This window comes from Pusillimonas sp. SM2304 (genome assembly GCF_031628915.1).
GTDB lineage: Bacteria > Pseudomonadota > Gammaproteobacteria > Burkholderiales > Burkholderiaceae_B > Pusillimonas_C.
The window spans coordinates 477,741-502,076 of the sequence record NZ_JAVLUJ010000002.1; the positions used below are offsets into that span (position 1 = coordinate 477,741).

The following is a 24,336-nucleotide window of genomic DNA, read 5'->3' on the forward strand; positions in this document are numbered from 1 at the left end:
AGGAGTCGGCTTTGAGTTCGGTCTTGTCTGTTGTTGAAACTAAGTTGGCATCGTTGCCCCTGCCTGTTCAACTGACCATGCCCGATGGTCAGAAAGTAGGGGCTCCCGATCCCCAGATCCACCTTGTCGTCAACGATCGTTCCACCCTGGCGCATCTGGCCACGGGGCAAGTGGGCGCGCTGGGGGAAGACTATGTCGAAGGCAAGTTCGACATAGACGGCTCCATGCGGGACCTGATGCGCCTTGCCGCGGCCATACTGCCGGGTTCGCCCATCGATGCGGCGCGTGTGGGACGGCTGACCGAGCTCATCCGGCGCCTGGTCTCGGTATGGCGCCATTCCATCGACCGTGATGCGCGGCAAATCCAGTTTCACTACGATCTGTCGGATGATTTCTACGGATTGTGGCTGGATCCGCGCCGGGTCTATTCCTGCGGCTATTTCAAGACGCCGGACATGACCATTGCCCAGGCCCAGGAAGCCAAGCTCGACCATATCTGCCGCAAGCTCAGACTGGGCCAGGGCGAACGCTTCCTGGACGTGGGGGCGGGCTGGGGCGGCCTGCTGCTGTGGGCCGCCGAGCATTACGGCGTCGATGCCACCGGGATTACGCTGTCCAAGAACCAGCATGCCTACGTCAACAAGCTGATTGAAGAAAAGGGGCTGGGCGGACGGGTCCGCATGGAATTGCTTGACTATCGCAAGCTCGATGAAAGCCTGCCTTACGACAAGATCGCATCGGTGGGCATGTTCGAGCACGTGGGCCGGGCTCAGCTTGATGACTATTTTTCCAAGCTCAGGCGCCTGGTGCGTCCCGGCGGCTTGATCATGAATCACGGCATTACCGCGGGCGGCGTCGATAATGCCGAGCTGGGCGCGGGCATGGGTGAATTCATCGAGAAATACATATTTCCCGGCGGCGAGCTCACGCACGTCAGCCATGTGCTCGGGCATCTGGCCAATGGCGGCCTTGAAGACCTGGATGTCGAAAATCTGCGGCCGCATTACGCACGCACGCTATGGGCCTGGAGCGATGCGCTCGAGGCGCGTCTGCCCGAGGCGCGCCAGACTCTGCAGGGCGAGCACGGCGAGCGTTCGCTGCGCGCCTACCGCATTTATCTGGCCGGCTGCGCAATGGGTTTCGAGCATGGCTGGATCGCCTTGCATCAGGTGCTTGCCCAAGCGCGCGGGCACGGCCGCTCCGACGAACTCGACCACCCGCAAGACATCGCCTATCCGTGGCGGCGCGATTACATGTATACCCCTTGATGGCGGGGCGCCAGGACGGGCAAAATTCGAACTCCATCAAAGCCCGTCCTGCGCATTCGGGTTAGTGCGCGTTTACATTTGTGGCTAATTGCTTATAAAATGCTGCAAACTGCTTGGTTTTAATCAATTCTGGCGTATGGTGGGCCCGTTCGGCCCCATTACCTGTCAATGAGTACCCGTACTCTCCACGCTAGTGTCGGTATGTATCGGCGGCCTTCCCCGTCTTCCGCACACCCCCTTGGCCCTGGCGCATTGTTCCGTTTCCATGCGTCCACGTAACTTAAGGAGGCAAACAGCCATGTCTTTCCATGTGATTCCTTCACATCCCTTGCGCTCCGCGCGCACTTTTGCATCGTCGCTCAAGCAAACCACCCTTGGCCTGAGCCTGGCCGCAGCCTTGCTGGGCCTGGGCGCCGTAACCAATGTAGCCCAGGCGGCCGATGCGCCCGCCTGCGAAATCGACCGTCCTCTGAAGTTCGGCGGCATGAACTGGGAATCCAACCTGGTTCTGGTCGAAGTCGAGCGTTTTATCGCGGACAAAGGCTATGGATGCAAGTCCGAAGTGCTGCCCACCGAAACCCTGCCGGCGCTGGCCGCGCTCGAACGCGGCGATCTGGACATCAATACCGAAATCTGGCTTAACAGCGTGGCCGAGCCTTGGGCCAAGGCCGAAGCGGGCGGCAAGGTCAAGCGCATTGGCGATATCTACATGGGCGGTGAAGCCTGGTTTATTCCACGCTATACGGCCGAGCGTCTGCCCGCGCTGAAAAGCGCCGCCGACCTGCCCAAGTTCAAAGACGATTTCAAGGACCCCGAAGAGCCTTCCAAGGGCCGTTTCTATGGCTGCCCGGCGGGCTGGGGCTGCGAAGTGGTCAGCGGCAACCTGTTCAAGGCATTGGGCCTGGGCGACACGTTTACCCTGTTCTCGCCCGGTACCGGCGCTACGCAGAAAGCCGCATTGACCGCCGCCTACCAGCGCAAGGAAAACGTCGTTTTCTACTACTGGTATCCGACGCCGCTGGTTGGCTCCATGGATCTGGTCAAGCTTGAATTGCCGGCTTATGACAAAGAAAAACACGGATGCCTGACCGATCCCAACTGCGCCAAGCCAGAGCCCAGCGCTTACCCCGACAATCCTGTCTTTACCGCCGTGACGACCCAGTTCACGCAGGACGCGCCCAAGCTGACAGCATTCCTGTCCAAGGTCGCCGTACCCCTGCCGGTCATGGATCAGACCATGGCCTACATGGAAGAAAACGAGGCCGAGCCCGACGAGACCGCCAAGTGGTTTCTTGAAAACCAGGGTGAAATCTGGACCGCATGGCTTCCGGCCGATGTGGCCGAGCGCGTAAAAGCCGCTCTTTAGCACTCGTCTTTCTACCGGTCCGCGCCGGTCTCTGGCTGAACTTGCCGGGGCCGGCGTTGGGCAGCCTGCTGCGAGCAGGCGGTTTCACGGATGACGAGCCATGCGGCTCGCCGTCTTGACGAGTTTTACGGAGCTGATTTTATGTTTCCAGAAGTCATAGCACCGCGCGCATTGCGCGCGCCCATCGATGAGTTCGTGGGCAATATTGTTTCCAATTATTCCGATGTGCTGCGCGCCCTGACGCAGCCGCTGCTGGATGTGCTGATCTGGATGGACCAGATCGTGCGCTATTCGCCCTGGTGGGTGGTGGTGCTGGCAGTGATGGGCCTGGCCTGGCTGGCCAGCCGCCGCATTGGATTCACGCTGGTCATCGGCGCCATGCTGTGCGCCATCGGGCTCATTGGGCTGTGGGACGCGGCCATGCAGACCCTGTCTCTGATGATCGTGGCGGTGGTCATTTCGGTGGGCATCGGCGTCCCGGTGGGCATACTGATGGCCAGCTTCAAGTGGCTGCGCACCATCATGCTGCCCGTGCTCGACGTCATGCAGACGATGCCCAGCTTTGTATACCTGATCCCTGTGGTCATGCTGTTCAACCTGGGCAAGATCGCCGCCATCATCGCCACCATCATTTACGCGGTTCCGCCCGTCATCCGGCTGACCGACCTTGGCATTCGCCTGGTCGACAGCGAAGTGCTGGAGGCCTCGCGCGCCTTTGGCGCAAACCGGATGAAGCAATTGTTCGGCGTGCAGCTTCCGCTGGCCATGCCCAATATCATGGCGGGCATCAACCAGACGACCATGATGGCGCTGGCCATGGTGGTGATTGCCTCGATGATCGGCGTCAAGGGGCTGGGCTACGAGGTCTTGCAGGGCATCAACCGCTTGCAGGTGGGCCGCGGCGTGCTGGCCGGCCTGGGCATTGTCATTATCGCCATTATTTTCGACCGTATTACGCAAGAGTTCGGGCGTCGTCAACAAAAAGGGGCCTGACATGAGCAAAATCGAAGTACGCAATATTTTCAAGATATTCGGCCCCCGGCCCGAGCGCTGGCTCGATGCCGCGCGCCAGGGGATCAGCAAAGAAGCGCTGCTGGCCAAGAGCGGGCATACCCTGGGGCTGCGCGACATCAGCCTGTCGATAGAAGAGGGCAGCATCTACGTGATCATGGGCCTGTCCGGGTCGGGCAAGTCAACGCTGATCAGGCATTTCAACCGCTTGATCGAACCCAGCGCGGGCCAGATTCTGGTGGACGGCGTCGACGTGGTCACATTGGGCAAGTCGGCGCTGGAAAAATTCCGCCAGCAGAAAATGAGCATGGTGTTCCAGCGCTTTGGCCTGTTCCCGCATCGCAGCGTGATCGACAACGTTGCCTATGGGCTCCAGGTACAGGGCCTGGGCAAAGAGGAACGCCGCCAGCGTGCGCAGCACTGGCTCGAGCAAGTCGGCCTGGCCGGATTCGAAAACCAGTATCCGCACCAGTTGTCGGGCGGAATGCAGCAGCGCGTGGGGCTGGCCCGGGCGCTGGCCACCGACGCCGAGATCTTGCTGATGGACGAAGCCTTTTCGGCGCTCGACCCCCTGATACGCCGCGAAATGCAAGACCAGCTTTTGCAACTGCAGGCGCAACTGAACAAGACCATCGTCTTCATCACCCACGATCTGGACGAGGCCTTGCGCCTGGGCAACCGCATTGCCATTTTGAAGGGCGGCGAACTGGTCCAGGAAGGCACGCCCGAAGACATTCTGCTGGCGCCGGCCGACGATTACGTCCAGTCTTTCCTGCAGGACGTCAACCGCGGCAAGGTGCTGAACGCCGCGCATGCCTGCAACGCGCCTTCGCTGACGCTGACCATGCGTTCGCGTCCGGTGCACGCGGTTGAACGCATGGCCGGCATGAACTTCGGGTACACCGCGGTTCTGGACGGCAAGCGGCTGGCAGGGATTTTGACCCGCTCCGCCGCTGACCGAGCGGTCCAGGACGGTGCGCGCGACATCGCGCGTTATGTCCAGGATATGGCCTCGGTGCCCGCAACAGCCGGCCTGGATGAGGTGCTGTGCCGCATGCTGCGCAGCACCGAGCCGCTGGCCGTGACCGGCGATAACGATGAGTTCCTGGGCATGCTGTCACGCAGCAAGGTGGTCGAACTGGTGACGCCGGTTATTGAGGGCAGCGCGCCGGACGCGGAAGGCGATCAGGCGGCCAAGGACGGCGGCCCCGCATCGGATGCCGCGGCGGAGACGGCGGATCGCAGCGCGGCATAGGGCTGCGGCGCCTGATGGGCACATAGCCTGTCAGGCGCAAGCCCTGGGCGCCGCTCAGGCTTGCCTGGCGCGGGCGTGGACCCGGACGATGTGCCCATACCAGAGAAACAACAGCATTGCCGAGAGCGCCAAGCCTGAAAGCGCCATGAGCCACATGCTGCCGGCGCCTGTGGGAGCGCCGGGCGCGATGCGGGCCAGCAAGGGTTGAAGGGCGCCGGCGGCCGGCCCGAATCCCAGCCACCAGCCTCCGATCAGGCCCAGGCCCGTCAGCGCAAAAATTTGCAGAATCAAGGGCACCACGGCCACTTTATAGGCGCGCAATAAGTACGAGCCGATGCACTGCATCGCGTCGCACAGGTGGAACCAGGGCAATAGGTGCAGCAGGGCGGCGGCGATGATCGCCACCTGCATATCGTCGGTATAGAGCCGGAGTATGGGCGCTTTGGCGACCACCAGCACGGTGGCGGTCAAGGCTGCGCCCAGGGCCACCAGGGTGATGCCCGCCTGGCCCGTTTTGCGGGCCCTGTGCGGATCGCGGGCGCCGATGGCCTGCGCCGTCAGCGAGGCCGAGGCAATGCCGACCGCCATCGGCATCATATAGCTCAGCGCCGCCAGATTGGCCATGATTTGATGGCCGCCGGTCACGAACATGCCTTCGCGGGCCACCAGCAGCGCCATGAAGCTGAAGGCGCACACTTCGATCAGATACGAGCCGCCCATGGGAATGCCCAGGCGCAGCAGCTCCTTCTGGCTGGGCCAGTGCAGCCGCCCCAGTTGCGGCCTGAAGCGCAGGTAATAGGGGTCATGGTAGATGGCCCACAGACCGGCACACAGCGTCATCCAGCCCACCATGGCGGTCGACAGGCCGGCGCCCGCCGCGCCCAGGGCCGGCATGCCCAGCTTGCCGAAAATAAAAATCCAGTTGAAGGCAAACTTGAAGCCCACGCTGGCCAGGTTGATCATCATCACGGTCTTGGGGCGGGAAACCGCGGTGCCCAAGGCATAAACCGTGCGAAACACCAAAGTCGCGGGCAGCGCCAGCACCAGCGCGCGCAGGTACCAGGTAATGCCATCGCGCACGGCCGGATCGACGTCGCCCGACAGCGCCAGCCAGGCATCGGGAAGCAGCATGGCCGCCGCGCCGACCAGCGACAGGCCCAGCGCGAGCCATACGCCTTGTCCCCAGGCCTGGCCGACTTCAGCGTAGCGCTGGCCGCCAAAGTGTTGCGCAATAATGGGGATCAGTGCGTGCACGACACCCATCAGTCCGACGAAGACGGTAATGTAAATCGAGGCTGCCAGCGCCATGACTTGCAGGTCGGCCGCGCTGGCATGGCCCGCCATGGCGGTATCCATGACGCCGAAGATGATGCTGGCCCACGCGCTGACCAGCACCGGCCACGCCTGGCGCAGGATCTCGCGGGCGTGGGACCACAGGCTTCGGGTTGTGGCGGCGGGTGTGGTCACGGATTGCCAAGACGCAGCAGACGGAAGATTTCATGGCGTTCAGCTTCGCGCTTGCCCATCCAAAGTACCGTGCCCGTGCCTGCGTAGGCGGCGGTGCCCTCGGCCAGGCTTCTTGACGACGTTTGCTGCAGCACCAGCTTGCACTCCGAGCCGTAGGTGAAGTTGATGCCGTCAAAGACCAGGAAGGAGGCGCGCTGGCCTGTGCCCAGCCCTTGTGCCCGCACGCACTCGCCGGCTTGCTGGTGGACCTGCAGGGCGGCTGCCAGTTGGCCGGATACCGTGCGATAGCTGCGGACGTAATCCAGGGCGGGCATCCACAGCGTGACCAGCAGCAGCCAGGTCACGATCAGGCCGCCCGCCGACAGGACGGTGCCGCGCCACAGACCCGCCGGCTTGGTATACAGGCGCCATCGGACCAGGGCGACCCAGGCGAGCGTGCCCAGAAGCGCCACGAAGACGGAGGGCCAGGAAATATAGACGTCATAGCCGCGTGTTTGGCGGGCGATGTTGTGTGAAATCTGCTCTGGCCAGCCGGTTTGCAGGGCGATCCAGCCTAGCCATACCGTGGCGGTCGTCAGTGAAAAACACATGACGGCGAACCAGTCCAGCGAGTTGACGATGCCGCGGCGCAGGGTGGGCAGGGCAAAGGCGGCCAAAATGGCCGATGGCACGGCCATCAGGCTGTATTCCGGCTCAAAGCTGTCGGCCAGGAACACCATGATGATGAGCGGCCACGCGGCGAACATCAGGGGAATCCAGATGTGGGGCGCGGTCAGCCACGAACGCCAGCGCCATATGGCCAGCATGGCGAAAGGCCAGGTCGGCCATAGAAACCAGGGCAGATCGCGGGCTGTTTTCAGAATGGCGTGGTAGTTGGGCCAGCCGAACGAGCTCACATTCCACAACAGCCAGTTGCGCGTCCAGTATTCGCTGGCTTGCCTGGCCGGAATCCACCATGACAGGATCAGGACCACGCACAGGGCCGCTGCAAGCAGCAGCCATTGCTTCTGGCGCCCCAGCGCGCTGCAGGACAGGAAAATAAACGGCACGGCCAGCATAATGGGCAATGCGCCTATCCATCCGCGTGTCAGGAAGGCGGCTGCCAGTGCAACCCCCAGCGTGATCGACCCCGATGCGGGATGGTCGAGCATGCGGGCGACAGAGTAGAAAGCCAGCGCCTGGAAGGCGATCAAGGCCGGGACTTCGGAGGTTTCGTGCATGCGCCACACAATGCCCACGGTGGCGACGATCAGCAGCAGGGCGGCGTCGGCGATCATGCGGCCGTAATCGCGCACAGTGGGCTCGCCGCCAAAAGGCAGGGCCAGCGGCTGCGGCTCGGGCCGGCGTCCCAGCAGGTAGGTGCCATACCATACCGAGGCAGTCAGCAGCCCGAACCACAGGAAATTGGGCAGGCGCGAGGCGATGATGGCGGCATCCAGCGGCGCGACGAACAGCTCGAAGAAAGGCGAAAACAGCCAGATGCTGAAGGCGCCGACCCATGTGATGAGCGGGCCGTCCTGCGCATGGGCCAGAACCCCTATCTGCGGCAGCAGCATGGCCTGCCCGCCGTCGTTGAGCGCCGTCAGCATGGTGGCCAGGCCGACGACGTCATCGGTTTTCCACGGGTCACGGAAGAACAGGCCGGACAGTATGTAGATCAGCCCCACGACCAGCAGAAAAAGCCGGGGGAGCTTGACGGTTGCTGTGGCAGTCAGGCGGGCAGGCGTGGAAAAGGAGTCGCTGGATGACACTGGGGAGGCGCTAAGAGTGGTTAATGAGGGTATCTTAAATTAAAAAGGCAGCCCGAAGGCTGCCTTTCTGCGAACGCGGAGAAATCCAGAAAGCTTAGGAAGCCTTGCGCGTCGTGCCTGCGGTGCGGGCAAAGCGGGCGCGGAACTTTTCAACGCGGCCGGTTTCAACGATGCGGGTTTGCGCGCCGGTGTAAAACGGATGCGATTCCGATGTGACGTCGCACTTGAACAAGGGGTAGGTCTTGCCATCCAGTTCAATGGTTTCGCGGCTGTTCAGCGTCGAGCGCGAAACAAATTTTGTGCCTGTTTGCTGATCCAGAAACACCACTTCGCGGTATTCGGGGTGGATGCCTTCTTTCATGGTCGATTCCTGTGTTTTCAAAAGAGCGGGTCGCCAACCAAGCATATGAAAAGCGTTGCGGCCAAGCATTCGCCTGACCCAAGCCTGCCCTACGTTGATCACGTATCCAAGGTAACTCGGCATTTTAGCGTACTCGGGACGGGAGCGCAACGAATACTGCAGTGGCTCAGAGTTGCCCGCGCTCGGCCAGGGACACGGCGCCGGTGCCGGTCACGATCAGGTGGTCGAGCAGCCGTATGTCGACCAGGGCCAGCGCCTTTTTCAGGTGGCGGGTCAGGGTCAGATCGGCTTCGCTGGGTTCAGCCAAGCCGGAAGGGTGATTATGCGCCAGAATCAGGGCTGCGGCGTGATGCTTCAGGCCGGCCTTGATGATTTCCCTGGGATAGACCGATGCCTGGGTGAGCGTCCCGCGCGAGATTTCTTCGGTGGTGATCAGGCGGAACTGGCTGTCCAGGTACAGCGCCATGCAGTGCTCGACCGGAAGATGCCCCAGCTTGGCTGTGCAGTAATGCTTGACGTGCTGCGGCTGATTGAGCGCGTGTCCGGTCTTCAGGCCTTCTTCCAGGGCGCGCCGGTTCAGTTCGTTGATGGCCAGCAGTTCGCAGGTTTTGGCCACGCCCAGGCCCGGGATGGCCAGTAAAGTCTGGGCGTCGGCCGACAACAGGCCCCGCAGGCCGTCGAATCGTTCGATGAGCCGGCGCCCCAGGCTGACCGCATCGCACCCTTTGATGCCGGTGCGCAGGACGATGGCCAATAATTCCGGCGAGGTCAGTATGTGCGCGCCGTGGGCAAGCAGCCGCTCGCGCGGGCGTTCCGGTTCTTGGCGTGAAATGTGCTGTGTCATAAAGGGCTCTAAAATAGGGGAACAGTAACGATCCTCTACGGTGACAGATTTTGACTTCGACATCCGATTCAGTGAAAGCTTTTGTCCGTCCTGATTCCTACCTAACCCTGCATTACCGGATCGCGCTTGTCTCGGGTCCGGCGGCGGGTTCCGTCTTTGCCGATACCTTCGATGGCCGGCCTGCAACGCTGCAGCTGGGGGCGGGCCAATGGGCCCCCGGCATGGAGCAGGCCCTGGTGGGGCATGAAGAGGGCAGCCGCTTTGCATTCGATCTGCCGGCGGCCCAGGCCTATGGCGACCGCAACCCCGACCTGCTACAGTGGGTCACGCGGGCGATGCTGGCCCAGCATGCCGATCCAGAGGCTCCCTTTGCGCCCGGCGACATGGTGGAGTTCTCGGCGCCGAACGGGGGGCGCTATTCCGGCGTATTAAAGGAACTGGGCGACGCATCCGCCCTATTCGACTTCAATCATCCCTTGGCGGGGGCCGACCTGCGTATTGAAGTCGCCATATTAGGAGTCCTGTAATGTCAGTCCAAGATTCCGCCCAGGATGATATTGAAGTCGTGCTGGCGCAGCCCAGGGGGTTTTGCGCCGGGGTGGATCGTGCCATCGATATCGTCGAAAGGGCGCTGGAATTGCATGGCGCGCCCATCTACGTGCGCCACGAAATCGTCCACAATCGTTATGTCGTCCAGGATTTGCGCACGAAGGGCGCCATCTTCATCGATGAGCTCAGCGAAGCCCCAAAGGGGGCCATCGTGGTGTTCTCGGCGCACGGCGTGGCCAAGGCCGTGCGTGTGCAAGCCGAGCAAATGGGCTTGAAGGTGTTCGATGCGACCTGCCCGCTGGTGACCAAGGTGCATATCGAAGTGGCCAAAATGCAGGCGGCGGGGCGTGAAATCATCATGATCGGCCACCGGGGCCACCCAGAGGTCGAGGGCACGCTGGGGCAGGCCGCTAGCGGCATGTACCTGGTTGAAACGCCCGAGGACGTAGCATCGCTGGTGGTGCGCGACCCGGAAAATCTGGCGTTCGTGACGCAGACCACTTTGTCGGTCGATGATGCGGCCGTGGTGGCGCAGGCCTTGCGCCAGCGCTTTCCGTCCATTGTCGAGCCCAAGAAAAGCGATATCTGTTATGCCACGCAGAACCGGCAGGACGCGGTCAAGATCATGGCGCCCGAGTGCGATCTGGTTTTGGTGGTGGGCAGCCCCAACAGCTCCAATTCGAACCGCTTGCGGGAAGTGGCCGAGCGCAAGGGCGCGGCGGCGTATTTGATCGATGCGCCCGGCATGATCGATCCCGCCTGGCTTGAACATGCCAAGCGGGTCGGCGTGACGGCGGGGGCGTCGGCGCCGGAAGTTCTGGTGCGCCAGGTGATTGACCGCTTGAAAGAGCTGGGCGCCGCGTCGGTGCGCACGCTGGCCGGCACGCCTGAAAACGTGGCTTTCCCCCTACCCAAGGAACTGTCCCGAAAAACCAAGGAACCGTCATGAAACTGTATAGCTATTTTCGCAGCTCGGCCGCGTACCGTGTCCGCATCGGCCTGAACCTGAAGGGCCTGGCCTATGAAACCGTGCCTGTGCATTTGCTGAAAGACGGCGGCGAGCAATTAAGCGCCGGCTATCGGGCCATGAATCCGACCGCGCTGGTGCCCACCCTGGACGACGGCGGCTTGTCGGTGCCCCAGTCCATGGCCATACTGGAATACCTTGAAGAGACCCATCCCGATCCGGCGCTGTTGCCGGCCGACGCGGCAGGCCGCGCCCGTGTCCGCGCGATTGCCCAGACCATTGCCTGCGACATCCATCCTCTGAACAATCTGCGTGTCCTGAAATACCTGAAGCACAACTTGAAAGTCAGCGAACAAGACAAGGACGACTGGTACAGGCATTGGGTAGGCGTGGGGCTGGCGGCCATCGAGGCCATGTTGGCCAACCACCCCGGCACAGGCCGTTTCTGCCACGGCGACCAGCCTGGCCTGGCCGACCTGTGCCTGGTGCCCCAGCTTTTCAATGCCCGCCGATTTGCTTGCGATGAAAGCGCCATCCCCACCATCGTTCGCATTGATGCCGCTTGCGCCGAGCTTGACGCGTTCAGGCAGGCTGCGCCAGAACAGCAACCCGACTACGAAGCCCCCAAGGCCGCCTAGCGTCCGTCTTTTTCGGCGGGCCTGACAGGGTCAGGGGCTGCTTCCCGGCTCGCGCAATACATAGGTGTTGCCCAGGGGCGCCAGTTTGGATTCCGTGGCAGGCCTGTTGCAGGCAAGATGCCCGACCAGCTCCGCGGTGGTCGAAGCGCGGGTCAGCATCAGGCAGCTGACCTGGGCGTTTCTGACCTGGCTGGCATGCCAGCAACCGGGACGCATGCAAATGCCCTGGCCCGCCGGGATGTAAAAGGCCTTGAGCGTGGCCGGGTCGGGGCCTTCGCCCGGCCGGCCGCCCAGCGCAACAATATGGAACAGGCCTTCCGGGCCCAGCGGAACAATGGCCTGCTCGGTCAGCCAGTGCACTTCGAGCGTATCGACGCAGCGATCGTTCTTCCGGTAGTTGACCCACAATATTTCAGGCTGGCCGCTATCGCCCGCATCAAAATGATGCTGATGCCAGAAATCGGTGGCTGCATTGGAAAAGGCGGGCGTGTCGGTGCCATAGGGCCGTCCCCACACACTGCCGTAGGCCGCAAAGGCCTCGGGCGTCAGGGTTTCAACGGCGAGCGGAATCAGAGGCATGCAACCATTTCCGTACGTGGTCAAAGCGGTCGAACCCCCAGAAGGGTTCATTGTCGACAAAGAGGAAAGGCGAACCAAACACCCCGCGGGCCATGGCGTCGCCGACTTCTTTCTTCAGCAAGGCCTTGATGCTTTCTTGTGCAATGCCGTTTTCCAGCTCGCCGGCATCGATGCCGAGCTGTTCGGCATTGGCAAGCACGACCTCGGTCTGGTTGATGTTTTGCCCCTCGGCAAAATAGGCGCGATACAGCCGCTTGCTCAGCGCGGCGGCCTTGTCCTTGTCTTGCTGCTGGACATACAGTACCGCCCGCGCCGCGCTGACCGTGCCGATGGGAAAGGGGTCGGGCTGCCGGTAGGGGATGTCGAACAGCTTGGCGGTGCGCTTGAAATCATGGCGCGCATATTGGCCTTTGACGGGGATGTCGGTCAGCGGCGCCGAACCCGTGGCCTGGAACATGGGGCCCAGCAAAATGGGGCGCCAGCGCACCTGCCGATTGAATTCGGCCGCCAGTGCTTCAATGCGGGTGCTGGCGAAGTATCCGTAGGGTGATGAAAACTCAAAATAAAAATCAATGGGGTCGGCCATGGTGTTGTTTTGCCTCGTGTTCAGTGTGTGATCCCTTGCGCATATGGTAGGCAGGATTTGAACGGGGCGCAATGCGGGCGGCGGGCCGGCGGACTCCTGTCAGATCAGGCGGGTTCGCCTGGGTACTTTCATGTTTAAATGACACGATCAGTTTTTATCCGATAGGAAGGAAATGAAAAAGAGCACTGGAGTACTTGGCGTCGTCGTGATCCTGGGGGTCGCCTATCTTGGCGCTACCTGGTATGTGGGCAAAGAAGCCCAAAAAACTATCGAGGACGCCATCGCGCAAGCCAATCAGCGTGTTGACGCCCTGCTGGGGCCGGCCTCGGCCGGGACCCCCAGCGTCAAGCTCTCCATCGATGACTATCAGCGCCGCTTTTTCTCTTCCGACGTCACGTATACCCTGCACATCAATGACGAGAACAAGGGCCCCATCGATATCACGATGCAAGATCACCTGCAGCATGGGCCTTTTCCGTTGCAGGCTTTGCGTACAGGCAGTTTTGCCCCGATGTTGGCTCATAGCCAGGCCAGGCTGGTGGCCACACCGGCCACCCAGGCATGGGTGGATAGCCAGAAGGGCGGGTCGCCTTTGCTGGTCGAAACGCATGTGGGCTTTGGCGGCGCGGGCCAGTCCACCTGGACGTTCATGCCGGCGGAGGTCGCCGGAAATGGCCAGCAGTTCAGCTTCAGCGGCGGCACGGTCAACATGGCGTTCAGCAATGACTTCAATGACAGCACCAGTACGGGCCAGTTTGCCAGCTTCAAGCTTGACAATGCCCAGACGGGCGATCAGTTGCAGGCCCAGAACATCAGGATCGACAGCCAGAACCGCGCGGGCCCCGATAGCCAGGTGCAAACGCAATCCAGGGCCACCGTCGATCGCCTGCGCATCAGCAACAGCAATGCCGACGATGAAGCAGTCAGCATCGAGCAGGCAATGATCGGCGTGGAAAGCCAGCAGGCCGGCACGATCCTGGATGCCTCAGTCGAATACGGGTTTGGCCGCATTGTAGTGGGCGACATCGACCTGGGCAGCCTGTCGTTGGCCGGCCGGACACGGCAACTGGACCTGGCCGCCTTGGCGGCGCTGGCAAGCGATTACGAGGCCATCGCGGCGAAGCACGGCGGGCAGATAGGCCAAGAACAGGCATTGAGCCGCGAAGAGGCCGGCTTGCTGCGCGACAGGCTGGCGGCCTTGCTGGCATCCGATCCGTCGATTGCCATCGAGCCGCTGATTTGGAAGAATGACAAAGGGGAAAGCAAGGCCAGCTTGCAGGTGGACCTGACCGATCCTCAAAGCGCCGACGCGCAAACCATGGATGCGCTGTTTGTACAGGGGCTGAAACAGGTGAAATTCGATCTCAGCCTGTCCAAGCCCATGTTTATCCAGGCGTTTGGCCAGGCCGAAAGCGACGCCGAAAAAAAGCTGCAGATGGAAATGCTGGGCGCCATGATCTACGACCAGTATGTCGGCCGCCTGCAGGCTGCGGGCCTGGTCAAGATCGATGGCGACGCAGCGGCCGCCTCGATGCTTTATGAAAAGGACATGGTCAACGTCAATGGCCAGGCCATGACGGTGCCCGAGTTCATGCAAAGGGTGTTCAGTGTGGTGATGTAGTGTGCGCGTCAGTCTTTAACGACATGCCATACCTCGCGGAAGTTATCGCCGTTGCGGTCGCCGGGCGCCTGGTCTGAGCGGTACAGGTACAGCGGCTTGCCGTCGTAAGCCCATTGCTGGGTGCCATCGTCGCGATGGATGACCGAAAATTTCCCGGTGGCCGCCGCGCCGGCCTCGGCGGTCAGGGGCGGCCAGGCTTTTGCGCAGGCGTCGTTGCAGGCGCTTTTGCCGCTGTTGGCCGTGTCCTTGTCGAAGGTGTATAGCGTCATCCCTGCGGCATTCACCAGAATATCGCCGTTTTTCTGGGCGGGTGCGTCGGCCGCCGCCGCCAGTCCATTGACGGCAAATGCCAGTGCCGCGATACAAAGAAGTCGTTTCATTGCAAGCTCCCGAAAGTCATATGCAGCATCTTGCAGACTACGCTGGCCTGCGCTGATGCGCCATGGGCCGCGTCCGCCGTTACGTAACAAAATATTGTTGTATTTGTCGGGATATCCCTAGGCCCGCCGCTATAAAAATGCCTGCTTGTATGTCGTTAATATGACGACAATAAATAGGCTTTTAAAAAGGGGCCATCATGGAGACAGGCGCATATAAAAAGAAGGCGCAGGCTGGTGGTTGGCTGGCCAGGCGGTCTTTAGCGGTGAAACTTTTCCTTGCCACATCGGTTGCCACCGTCGTGGTCATGGCGGCCATTACCGCGGTCATGGCCTGGCAAAGCAGGCAAAGCGCCGTGGATACGGTGCAGCGCGAACTGACGGCTGCATTGGAAGGCGTGGACCAGTCGTTGCAAATGGTGTTTACCAGCGCCAGCAATCGCGGCCGCGAACTGATTCCCTTTGTGACGAACGAACTGGGCGGCATCCCCGTGCTGGATGGCAGCCTGATGGATTCCGACGAGGGCGGCGAAATACCGTTGATGGTGGTGGAAGACCGCATTATCAACGGCGACGTCGAGACGCTGCTGCGCATCAACCACACCACGGGCGCCGAGCCGGCGATTGTGGTGCGATCGGGCGACAAGTGGGTGCGGGCGGCCACCTTGCTGCAGAATGCCTCAGGCGGTTTCCGTATCGGCAGCACGGTCGATCCGCAAGACCTGCTTGCCCGTACGCTCGACAGCGGCCAGCCCTATAGCGGCGTGGTACAGCGCAATGGCAAGTGGTACGCCATGAGCATCGAGCCGTGGAAAGACGGCTCAGGCGCTGTTTATGGCGGCATGTCCGTGCGCATCGATGTCAATGAACAGGTGCAGCAATTGCTCACGTGGGTTGCCGGCGCCAAGATTGCCGAGCACGGACGGCTGGGCGTGCTGCAAAGAAGTCCCGATGGCAAGTCCTGGCTGCGGATTGCCGGCGGTCAGGGCAAGGCGGGCGGCAAGCTGGCCGACGAATTGGCCCCATCCGATCTGGAAAAACTGGAAGCCCTGTACAGCAGCGGCAACGGCTTCGCCGAAGTCAGCCTGGATCAAGGGGGCGACAGCAGCGCGCAGTTCGTGGCCTGGGATCAGGTGCGTGGCTGGAACTGGCTGATGTACGGCATGGGTGAGCAAGATGACTTCCTTGGGGCAAGCTATCGCTACCTGGCCTTTCAGCTTGGCCTGATGCTGGTCGGCACGCTGCTGATCTCTTTGCTGGTCGGCTGGCTGGCAGCTCGAACGCTGCGGCCGGTGCGCCAGGTGATCGAGGGGATGGACAAGCTGGGGCAGGGTGATCTGACGGTGCACATTCCGGACACACCAGCCAACAGCAAGAACGAAGTCCATACGCTGCTGGGCAATCTCAAGGAAACGCAGCAAAATCTGGCCCGCACGATCGCCGCGGTCAGGGCCAGCGTCGACGAGATCAACATCGGGTCCAGCGAGATCGCGGCCGGCAATACCGATTTATCCAGCCGCACCGAAGAGCAAGCAGCGTCGCTGCAGCAGACGGCGGCCAGCATGGAAGAGCTCGCGGCGACCGTCAAGCAAAACACCGATCATGCGCGTCAGGCCAATACCCTGGCCGACAGTGCGTCCAGCGTGGCGCTTCGTGGCGAGGAAGTCGTGTCGGATGTGATCCGGACCATGCAACGCATTTCGGACAGTTCGGGCAAGATCGGCGAAATCGTCGGGGTGATCGACAGCATTGCCTTCCAGACGAACATCCTGGCCCTGAACGCGGCGGTCGAGGCTGCGCGGGCAGGCGAGCAGGGGCGGGGCTTTGCCGTAGTCGCCTCTGAAGTGCGGTCGCTGGCGCAGCGTAGCGCTGAAGCCGCCAAGGAAATCAAAAAGCTGATCGAGGCGTCGAACACGGAAGTCGACGCAGGCGCCAGGCAAGTGGAAGGCGCGGGAACAACGATGCAGGAATTGCTGTCATCGGTGCAGCGCGTTACCGAGATCATGAAAGAGATTTCGGCGGCATCCGAAGAGCAGTCGTCGGGCATCGACCAGGTAAACCTGGCCGTCACCCAGATGGACGAGGTCACCCAGCAGAACGCGGCATTGGTCGAAGAAGCCGCGGCGGCGGCCGGCTCGCTTCAGGAGCAGGCTCGGCAACTGGCCGGCGCCGTTGCGGTCTTCAAGATTCCGGCAACCCCCAGCCCGGCGCCTGATATGCCCAGGCGAGAAGCTATTCAGCTATCTTCTGAATACGTTTCACCAGGTTCGGATCTTGTTGCAGTGACTGGTTGATGCCGTTGAACTGGTCGACGGTCATGCCCTCATCGTGCACGGCCTTCACCATTTTCTGGTCGGCTTCCTGAAACACCTTCTTCTTGGTCGCCTCGTCGTTGCTGGCCTGCAGCTTGGGCGTGTACTCCTGGGAAATCATCGCTACTTTCTCGGAGGCGTTCACGAAACGCTCGAGCTGGGCGTCAGAGTAGTCGGGTGTGGGCACCGCCATCGGTGCATTGGGTTGCGCGGCGGGTTGTTGCGCCATTGCCATGCCGCCTGTCATGCTGATGGCAAGCAGGCCGGTCGAAATCGCGGTGGTGATTCGTTTATGCATGCAATCTCCTTTCTATTGCCATGAATGAGCTTTCATCATGACATCAATCACTCAGACTACAAGCGCATTCTGTGGGTAGACTTATCGAGGGGAAACCTTGGGTAACGATGCGATGGCCGTTTGCTGCGCAAGCGTCGGAATTCGGCAGATTTATTACGTTTCAGCAACATGCTCGGTAGTTATGCTCAGGCTTATGCACAGATTGTGTGGATAAGCTTGCCGCTGTGTTGGGCATGCCTTGCTTGTCGGCTTTCGTTGTCCTGTCTTCTCAAGACGCCGGGCGTGATGCTGGATAAAGCGAGGATTGAACACGCCGCCGGTATCCACGCTGCCGGGGAGGCAAGGCCGCGATTGCTTGAGCAACATGGGTGTTGGCAGCCCAGTGGGCTGCCAACGTTGCGAGTTTCGCGGCCGCCCCGGCAGCGTGGATGCCGGAGGGAAATCCCGGCTACGCCGGGATCGTGTGATTCTCTCGCGGCATCCAGCATCACGCCCGGCGTCTTTAGCGCAAGATGAGTGCGAAATGCGGTTGAGCGCCAGGCTGGCAAATTCGCGTCGGTGTAGATACGGCTTCGGTCGGCGCGTGTCAGAAATGCGCTTTGATGATGGCTTCGAAGGCTTGTTCGGCCGACATGCCGCCGCGCATCAACTGGCTGATTTCCTGTGAGTGCTTGACGATGCCCTCAGGCAGGTAGTCGCGGTTGTCCTTGAAATACGCGTACTTGTCTTGCTCAACGGTGTCCACGGGCGCAGCAGCCGGGGCGCTGCTTGCTGCGCTGCGCCGGGGTGTCGAAGCGCTGCTTCGGCTGGTGCCGGCGCGTGTGGCTGTCTTGCGCGTGCCGCCCGCCATGGCGGCACGGATGGCTTCCAGGGTAAACACAGGGCCGACTTCATCGGCGACGTTGCCGTCGGCATTCAGGCGCAGCAGCAAGTGCCTTTCGTCGAAGCCCATCTTCATGTCGCGGGCATTGATGATCTGATAACAGGGGGTGCGGGGTTTGCCGGGGGCTGCGAACTGGATCCTGTCCCCATAGGCATTCATTTTTTCGATGACTTCCTTGAGAAAGTCCGGTGCAAGGGAGTCCAGTTCGCCATTCCAGCGTTTGCTTCTTTTCGTGCTCAAGATACTTCTGCTTCCAGTAGTGTTGTTCAAAACCGGCGAAATTGTACTTTGGATGGGGCAAGAAGGTGTTGGGGGCAAAACGCCAAGGCGTCTGCCTTCATGTTGGCTGTCCCGCCCGGGACGCAGAAGGATTATTGAAAACAAAAATAGGACAATAGGTTCTATATGCAGATACTAGTGCCGGAAATTGTTGGTAATTATAATGAATATCATCCTTTTCAAGTACTCAGGAGCTTCTTATGATCACAACCGTTTCTCCCGTGCAAGCAGAAACCGTCAACCGGCCACGCGGCGTTGAGCGCGTGGTACAGGGGCAGGCCACATCCGATGGGGCGGGCGTCAAATTGACGCGTGTGCTGACCCGGGACTTGCAGCGCAGACTGGATCCTTTCTTGATGCTGGACAATTTCGGCACCGACAACCCCGATGATTACATCGGGGGCTTTCCCGACCATCCTCATCGGGGCTTTGAAACCGTGACCTATATGATCGACGGCCGCATGCGCCACCGTGACAGCGCCGGCAACGAGGGCCTGCTGCAGAATGGCGGCGTCCAGTGGATGACGGCGGGCCGCGGCCTGGTGCATTCCGAACTGCCCGAGCAGGAAGCGGGGCGGATGGAAGGTTTTCAGCTCTGGCTGAACCTGCCGGCCAAGGACAAAATGACGGCGCCCGGCTACCGGGATATACAAAGCGACGATATTCCCGAGCTGCAGCTGGACAATGGCGTCGTTGCGCGCCTGATTGCCGGCAGCAGCCACGGGCAAGCGGGCGCCATGCAGCGCGACGTGACTGAACCTGTGTACATTGATGTGCACTTCAACGGTGCTGGCGAGTTCACTCAGGCCTTGCCGCCTGCGCTCAATGCGTTCATCTATGTATACCGTGGCCAGGTACAGGTGGGCGGGCAGCCTGTTGGCCTGCATCGCATGGCCGTTCTGGACAACGACCCGGACAGCGACGGCGTGGTGATCCGCAGCGATGATTCGGCGCGGGTACTGCTGATCGCCGGCCGTCCGCTGAATGAGCCCATTGCCCAGCATGGCCCCTTCGTGATGAACACGCAGCAGGAGCTGTTCCAGGCCGTGGCTGATTATCAGGCGGGTAAATTTGCCTGAAGCGGACCGGTCCGTAGCCCTGACGGCACGGACCGGCCCGCTCATGCGGCCAGCGGTTTGCTCCGATCAGGACTGGGGCGTACCGAACCCGCCGCCGCCCGGCGTTTCGACCACGAACACATCGCCGGGCTGCATGTCGGCCGAACCGGTGGCGCCCAGCTCGGTCATGCTGCCATCGACGTGTTCTACGTAAGTGCGCCCGGTCAGGCCCGGCTCGCCGCCTTCGAGCCCGAAGGGGGGGACGCGCCGCCGGTTGGCCAATATCGACGCCGTCATCGGCTCCAGAAAGCGCAAGCGGCGTATGCCGCCATTGCCGCCACGCACCTTGCCCGCTCCGCCGCTGCCGGGCCGGATGTCGTAGCTTTCCAGCAAGACCGGGAAGCGCCATTCCAGCACTTCGGGATCGGTCAGGCGTGAATTGGTCATGTGGGTCTGCACCGTGTCTATGCCATCGAAATAGACGGACTGGCCGTCCGGGCCGCGCAGCACCCCGGCCCCAGAACCGCCGGCGATCGTTTCATAATACTGATAGCGTTCGTTGCCGAAAGTGAAGTTGTTCATGGTGCCCTGGGCGGCCGCCATGACCCCCAGCGCGCCGTACAGCGTGTCGGTAATGCATTGCGAGGTTTCGACATTACCGGCAACGGTCGCGGCGGGGAAGAGCGGATTGAGCATGGAGCCTTCCGGAATAATCACCTGCAGCGGTTTCAGGCAGCCCGCATTCATGGGTATCTCGTCGTTGACCAGCGTGCGGAACACGTACAGGACGGCGGCCATGCAGACAGCCGACGGCGCATTGAAGTTGTTGGCCAACTGCATCGACGTACCGGTGAAGTCGATGACGGCGCTGCGTTGCGCCGTATCTACACGCACCGCCACCTGAATCACCGCGCCATTGTCCAGCTCGTAGCGGAACTCGCCATCTTTCAGCACGCCGATGACACGGCGCACGGCTTCTTCGGCATTGTCCTGCACGTGGTTCATATAGGCGTGGACGACATCCAGGCCAAACTCCTTCACCATGCGGCGCAGTTCCTGCACGCCTTTTTCGTTGGCGGCAATCTGGGCGCGCAGGTCGGCGATGTTCTGGTCGGGATTGCGGGCGGGATAGCGGGCGCCGGTCAACAGTTCGCGCAGTTCGGCCTCGCGCATGCGGCCGTTTTCCACCAGCTTGAAGTTGTCGATCAGCACGCCTTCCTCATGCACCGTCTTGCTATTGGGCGGCATGGAGCCTGGCGTGATGCCGCCGACATCCGCATGATGCCCGCGCGAGGCGACAAAGAACAGAATGGACTCGCCTGCCTGATCGAATACAGGGGTGACCACCGTGATATCGGGCAGGTGGGTGCCGCCGTTATAGGGGTCGTTCAATACATAGCTGTCGCCCGCCCGCATCGCGCCCGCATTCTTGCGCAGCACGGCCTTGATGCTTTCGCCCATTGATCCCAGGTGGACGGGCATGTGCGGCGCATTGGCGATCAGGTTACCGTCGGCATCGAACAGGGCGCATGAAAAATCCAGGCGCTCTTTGATGTTGACTGAAAATGCGGTGTTGGCCAGCGTGGCGCCCATTTGCTCGGCGATCGACATGAACAGATTATTGAAGATCTCGAGCATGATGGGGTCGGCATCGGTGCCCATGGCGCGCCGTCCCGCTTTGGGGACCGTGCGGGTCAGCAGCAGCTCGCCGCCCGCCAGGGTTTGCACCTGCCATTCGGGTTCGACGATGGTGGTGCCGTTGGCATCGCAGACGATGGCCGGCCCCGGCAGGACAGTGCCGGGGCTCAGGTCGCTGCGCTGGTACACGGGTGTATTGTGCCGGGCGCCGTTGGAGAACAGCGGCACCGTGGTCTGGGCCTGCGGCGGTGCAGCGGCGGCGGCAAGACCCTGGTCCGGTTTGGGCTGTTCGGCGCTGAGCCCCACGGCTTCCACCGAGACGGCTTCGATGACCAGGCGCTTGTCGGGCATCAGAAAGCTGTAGCGCTGCGAATACGTTGCTTCAAAGCGCGCCTGCATCTCGGCGGCCGACCCATAGGCCACGACCAGCGCCGCGTCGGTACCCTCATAGCGCAAATGTCCTCGTTGTATCAGCTTGATGCGATGGTCGGGAACGCCCTGGCTGGCGACTTGTTCCCGGGCCGCCTGGCCGATGCTGTCCAGCACCTTCTGGCATGCGTCCAGTTGATCGTCTTCCAGCACGAGTTCGACGCTGGCTTCGCGCATGGCCGTGATATCGGCCAGGCCCATGCCGTAGGCCGACAACACGCCGGCCAAAGGGTGGATCAGCGCGCGTGTCATACCCAGGGCATCGGCGACCAGGCAAGCGTGCTGGCCGCCGGCGCCGCCGAAAGAGACCAGGGTATATTTGGTGACGTCGTAGCCGCGCTCGACCGAAATCTTCTTGATGGCGCTGGCCATATTGGCGACGGCAATATCGATGAAGCCTTCCGCCAGGGCTTCGGGCGTGCTGGCATGGCCGGTATTGGCCTGGATGGCTTGGGCGAGCTCGGCGAATTGATGCCGCACGGTCTCCAGGTCCAATGCCTGGTCGGCGCCGGGGCCGAATATCTTGGGGAAAAACTCGGGTTGCAGCTTGCCCAACATGACGTTGCAGTCGGTGACCGTGAGCGGCCCGCCGTTGCGGTAGGCCGCCGGCCCGGGGCTGGCGCCGGCCGAGTCCGGGCCCACGCGCATGCGCGCGCCGTCGAAATGCACGATGGACCCGCCGCCGGCGGCCACAGTGTGGATATTCATCATGGGGGCCCGCAGCCGGACGCCTGCGACTTCCGTCTCGAAGGCCCGTTCGAACTCGCCGTTGTAATGCGACACGTCGGTCGATGTGCCGCCCATGTCGAAACCGATCAGCGCGCTGTGGCCGATGGCCTCGGCCGTGCGCGCCATGCCCACGATTCCGCCTGCGGGGCCCGACAAAATGGAGTCTTTGCCCTGAAACTGTTCAGCGGCGGTCAGGCCGCCGTTAGACTGCATGAACATCAGCGGCACGCCCTGCATCTGGTCCGCCACGCGGTCCACGTAGCGGCGCAGAATGGGCGACAGGTAGGCGTCCACGACGGTCGTGTCGCCGCGCCCCACCAGCTTCATCATGGGGCTGACTTCATGCGACACCGAGACCTGTGTAAAGCCGGCCTCGCGCGCCAGGGCGGCGACTTCGTTCTCGTGATCGGGATAGCGGTAGGCATGCATCAGCACGATGGCTATCGAGCGAAAACCCGCCGCATAGGCCGCTTGCAGCTGTTTGCGCACCTCGTCCTGATTGGGCGCCTGCAGCACCTGGCCCTGGGCGTCGACCCGTTCGTTGATTTCTTCTATGTGCTCGTACAGCAGCTCGGACAGGACGATGCGCAGGTCGAACAGGCGGGGACGCTCTTGATAGCCGATACGCAAGGCATCGCGAAAGCCGCGCGTGGTGAACAGCACGGTGCGGTCGCCCTTGCGCTCCAGCAGCGCGTTGGTGGCAACGGTGGTGCCCATTTTGACGGCTTCGATCAACTGGACGGGAATCGCCTGGCCGGGCGCGACGCCCAGCAGCTTGCGTATGCCCGCCAAGGCGGCATCGGGATACTGCGCGGGATTGTCCGACAGCAGCTTATGGGTGACGAGCGAGCCGTCGGGGCTGCGGCCCACAATGTCGGTGAACGTGCCGCCGCGATCAACCCAGAACTGCCAACGGGAATCGCCGCCCGGTATCGTTGCGTCCATTGTGTGTGCTGCCATGCTTCTGTGTCCTTCTCATAGGCTGTTGCGGCCAAAGCGCCGCCGGAGCTACAAGTTAGCGTATTGAGAAGGGAAAGGGCAAGGGCCGGGCCGCCAAGGGCCTGGCCCCCGGGGGTCAACCTTGCACCGAAATGCCGGCGTTCTTGATGACCGTGGCGAACTTGGTCTGCTCGCTGAGCATGAATTGCGCCAGGCGTTCGGCCGAGCCGCCGCCGTCTTCGGCGCCTGCCTGCTCAAGCCGTGCGATCAGTTCGGGCGTGGCCAGCGCTGTGTTCAGGTCGGCGTTCATGCGTTCCACCATCTCTTTCTGCATGCCGCCCGGGCCGACCAGCGCGAACCAGATGCTGGCCTCGAAGCCGGGATAGCCTTGTTCGGCCACGGTGGGCACGTCGGGCAGGCTTTTGGACCGGTTCTGCAGGGTCTGGGCAAGTGCTGTCAGCTTGCCTGCCTCGATCAGCGGCTTGGCGGTGGTCATGCCCTCGAAGGCGTACTGGACATGGCCGCCGATCACGTCGGTCATGAGCGGCGCCGAGCCGCTGTAGGGCACATGCAGAACGTCGATGCCGGCTTCGGCCTTGAATATCTCCAAGGCCAGGTGCTGCGCCGATCCAGTGCCGGCCGAACCGAACACGACCTTGCCGGGCTGAGCCTTGCACAGTTCGACCAGGTCCTTCAGTGTTTTTGCGGGCTGATCGGGTCCGCCCACCAGAATGGTGGGGGTCTTGCCGATGAGTCCGATAGGGGTGAAGTCTTTTTCAACCGTATAGCCCAGGTCGGAGCGCAGCCCTGGACCAATCCCATGGCTGTTGACGTGCGCCACCAACAAGGCGGTGCCGTCGTTCTTTTGCTTGGCGGTATGGCGGGCGGCGATAACGCCCGCGGCGCCGGCCTTGTTCTCGACCACCACCGGCACGCCCCACATGTCATTGAACTTCTGGCCCAGCAAGCGGGCCAGGACATCGGTGCCGCCGCCGGCGGGGAAACCGACGACCAGGCTGACCGCGCCGGCTGGCGTGGCCGGCTGCGCCTTGAGCGCGGGGGCAAGCAGGGTGGCGGCCAGGGCGCTGCCCGACACAATGAAATGGCGGCGATTCATGGTTTGTCTCTCTT

21 protein-coding genes are annotated in these 24,336 nt (G+C 62.0%); 10 read left to right on the top strand and 11 right to left on the bottom strand.

Features of this window, described 5'->3' with window-relative positions; genetic code table 11:
• Window positions 1-11 precede the first annotated feature (11 nt).
• From RE432_RS11215 to RE432_RS11230, 4 genes are all read left to right on the top strand, one after another.
• On the top strand, window positions 12-1,268 hold the full coding sequence (locus RE432_RS11215; protein ID WP_310933494.1) for a class I SAM-dependent methyltransferase: 1,257 nt from the start codon (window positions 12-14) through the stop codon (window positions 1,266-1,268).
• Between the two features lie 298 nt (window positions 1,269-1,566).
• Complete coding sequence (locus RE432_RS11220) at window positions 1,567-2,634, top strand: ABC transporter substrate-binding protein (RefSeq protein WP_310933495.1); 1,068 nt, start codon at window positions 1,567-1,569, stop codon at window positions 2,632-2,634.
• A 141-nt stretch (window positions 2,635-2,775) separates the two neighbouring features.
• Window positions 2,776-3,627, top strand: a complete 852-nt coding sequence (locus RE432_RS11225) for an ABC transporter permease subunit (RefSeq protein WP_310933496.1) — start codon at window positions 2,776-2,778, stop codon at window positions 3,625-3,627.
• Between the two features lies 1 nt (window position 3,628).
• Window positions 3,629-4,900, top strand: coding sequence for a glycine betaine/L-proline ABC transporter ATP-binding protein (locus RE432_RS11230; protein WP_310933497.1), 1,272 nt, complete (start codon window positions 3,629-3,631; stop codon window positions 4,898-4,900).
• 54 nt (window positions 4,901-4,954) lie between these two features.
• Here RE432_RS11230 and RE432_RS11235 read toward each other — a convergent pair whose 3' ends face one another.
• The 4 genes from RE432_RS11235 to radC all read right to left on the bottom strand — a co-directional run bounded on the left by RE432_RS11235 (window position 4,955) and on the right by radC (window position 9,311).
• Complete coding sequence (locus RE432_RS11235) at window positions 4,955-6,367, bottom strand: MATE family efflux transporter (protein ID WP_310933498.1); 1,413 nt, start codon at window positions 6,365-6,367, stop codon at window positions 4,955-4,957.
• Window positions 6,364-8,118, bottom strand: a complete 1,755-nt coding sequence (locus tag RE432_RS11240) for a glycosyltransferase (RefSeq protein WP_310933499.1) — start codon at window positions 8,116-8,118, stop codon at window positions 6,364-6,366. Before RE432_RS11240 ends, RE432_RS11235 begins: the two co-directional genes overlap by 4 nt.
• A 94-nt stretch (window positions 8,119-8,212) precedes the next feature.
• Window positions 8,213-8,479, bottom strand: coding sequence for a type B 50S ribosomal protein L31 (locus RE432_RS11245; RefSeq protein WP_310933500.1), 267 nt, complete (start codon window positions 8,477-8,479; stop codon window positions 8,213-8,215).
• Window positions 8,480-8,645: 166 nt separating this feature from the next.
• Complete coding sequence (gene radC / locus RE432_RS11250) at window positions 8,646-9,311, bottom strand: RadC family protein (RefSeq protein WP_409079869.1); 666 nt, start codon at window positions 9,309-9,311, stop codon at window positions 8,646-8,648.
• Window positions 9,312-9,394: 83 nt separating this feature from the next.
• On the opposite strand from radC, the gene RE432_RS11255 reads away from it, so the two are divergent.
• The 3 genes from RE432_RS11255 to maiA are packed head-to-tail and all read left to right on the top strand — an operon-like array spanning window position 9,395 to window position 11,477.
• On the top strand, window positions 9,395-9,850 hold the full coding sequence (locus RE432_RS11255; protein ID WP_409079845.1) for a peptidylprolyl isomerase: 456 nt from the start codon (window positions 9,395-9,397) through the stop codon (window positions 9,848-9,850).
• Entirely contained in the window at window positions 9,850-10,821 is a 972-nt protein-coding gene (ispH, locus tag RE432_RS11260) for a 4-hydroxy-3-methylbut-2-enyl diphosphate reductase (protein ID WP_310933503.1), read from the top strand. The genes RE432_RS11255 and ispH overlap by 1 nt, the downstream gene beginning before the upstream one ends.
• Window positions 10,818-11,477, top strand: coding sequence for a maleylacetoacetate isomerase (maiA, locus tag RE432_RS11265; protein ID WP_310933504.1), 660 nt, complete (start codon window positions 10,818-10,820; stop codon window positions 11,475-11,477). Before ispH ends, maiA begins: the two co-directional genes overlap by 4 nt.
• A gap of 30 nt (window positions 11,478-11,507) precedes the next feature.
• Here the strand turns inward: maiA and RE432_RS11270 are convergent, their stop codons facing one another.
• Together RE432_RS11270 and RE432_RS11275 are read right to left on the bottom strand one after the other, a co-directional pair.
• Window positions 11,508-12,056, bottom strand: coding sequence for an ureidoglycolate lyase (locus tag RE432_RS11270; RefSeq protein ID WP_310933505.1), 549 nt, complete (start codon window positions 12,054-12,056; stop codon window positions 11,508-11,510).
• Window positions 12,031-12,642 carry a 2-hydroxychromene-2-carboxylate isomerase gene (locus RE432_RS11275; protein WP_310933506.1) on the bottom strand — a complete coding sequence of 204 codons (612 nt, stop codon included), beginning with the start codon at window positions 12,640-12,642 and terminating at the stop codon, window positions 12,031-12,033. The genes RE432_RS11270 and RE432_RS11275 overlap by 26 nt, the downstream gene beginning before the upstream one ends.
• Window positions 12,643-12,814: 172 nt before the next feature.
• Between RE432_RS11275 and RE432_RS11280 the strand changes: the two genes are divergently transcribed.
• Complete coding sequence (locus RE432_RS11280; RefSeq protein ID WP_310933507.1) at window positions 12,815-14,263, top strand: YdgA family protein; 1,449 nt, start codon at window positions 12,815-12,817, stop codon at window positions 14,261-14,263.
• Window positions 14,264-14,271: 8 nt separating this feature from the next.
• On the opposite strand, the gene RE432_RS11285 is transcribed toward RE432_RS11280, so the two are convergent.
• Complete coding sequence (locus RE432_RS11285) at window positions 14,272-14,643, bottom strand: hypothetical protein (protein ID WP_310933508.1); 372 nt, start codon at window positions 14,641-14,643, stop codon at window positions 14,272-14,274.
• A 263-nt stretch (window positions 14,644-14,906) separates the two neighbouring features.
• Between RE432_RS11285 and RE432_RS11290 the strand changes: the two genes are divergently transcribed.
• Window positions 14,907-16,934 (top strand): methyl-accepting chemotaxis protein, encoded by a 2,028-nt coding sequence (locus RE432_RS11290; protein ID WP_310933509.1) that lies wholly within the window; start codon window positions 14,907-14,909, stop codon window positions 16,932-16,934.
• On the opposite strand, the gene RE432_RS11295 is transcribed toward RE432_RS11290, so the two are convergent.
• Both RE432_RS11295 and RE432_RS11300 read right to left on the bottom strand, forming a co-directional pair.
• Window positions 16,873-17,250: a DUF4168 domain-containing protein gene (locus RE432_RS11295; RefSeq protein ID WP_310933510.1), complete on the bottom strand. Its 378-nt coding sequence runs from the start codon at window positions 17,248-17,250 to the stop codon at window positions 16,873-16,875. The genes RE432_RS11290 and RE432_RS11295 overlap by 62 nt on opposite strands.
• A 586-nt stretch (window positions 17,251-17,836) precedes the next feature.
• Window positions 17,837-18,373 (bottom strand): hypothetical protein, encoded by a 537-nt coding sequence (locus RE432_RS11300; RefSeq protein ID WP_310933511.1) that lies wholly within the window; start codon window positions 18,371-18,373, stop codon window positions 17,837-17,839.
• Between the two features lie 239 nt (window positions 18,374-18,612).
• On the opposite strand from RE432_RS11300, the gene RE432_RS11305 reads away from it, so the two are divergent.
• Window positions 18,613-19,491, top strand: a complete 879-nt coding sequence (locus tag RE432_RS11305; RefSeq protein ID WP_310933512.1) for a pirin family protein — start codon at window positions 18,613-18,615, stop codon at window positions 19,489-19,491.
• Window positions 19,492-19,557: 66 nt separating this feature from the next.
• Here the strand turns inward: RE432_RS11305 and RE432_RS11310 are convergent, their stop codons facing one another.
• Window positions 19,558-23,226 carry a hydantoinase B/oxoprolinase family protein gene (locus tag RE432_RS11310; protein ID WP_310933513.1) on the bottom strand — a complete coding sequence of 1,223 codons (3,669 nt, stop codon included), beginning with the start codon at window positions 23,224-23,226 and terminating at the stop codon, window positions 19,558-19,560.
• A gap of 115 nt (window positions 23,227-23,341) precedes the next feature.
• Entirely contained in the window at window positions 23,342-24,322 is a 981-nt protein-coding gene (locus RE432_RS11315) for a tripartite tricarboxylate transporter substrate binding protein (RefSeq protein ID WP_310933514.1), read from the bottom strand.
• Between the last annotated feature and the right edge of the window lie 14 nt (window positions 24,323-24,336).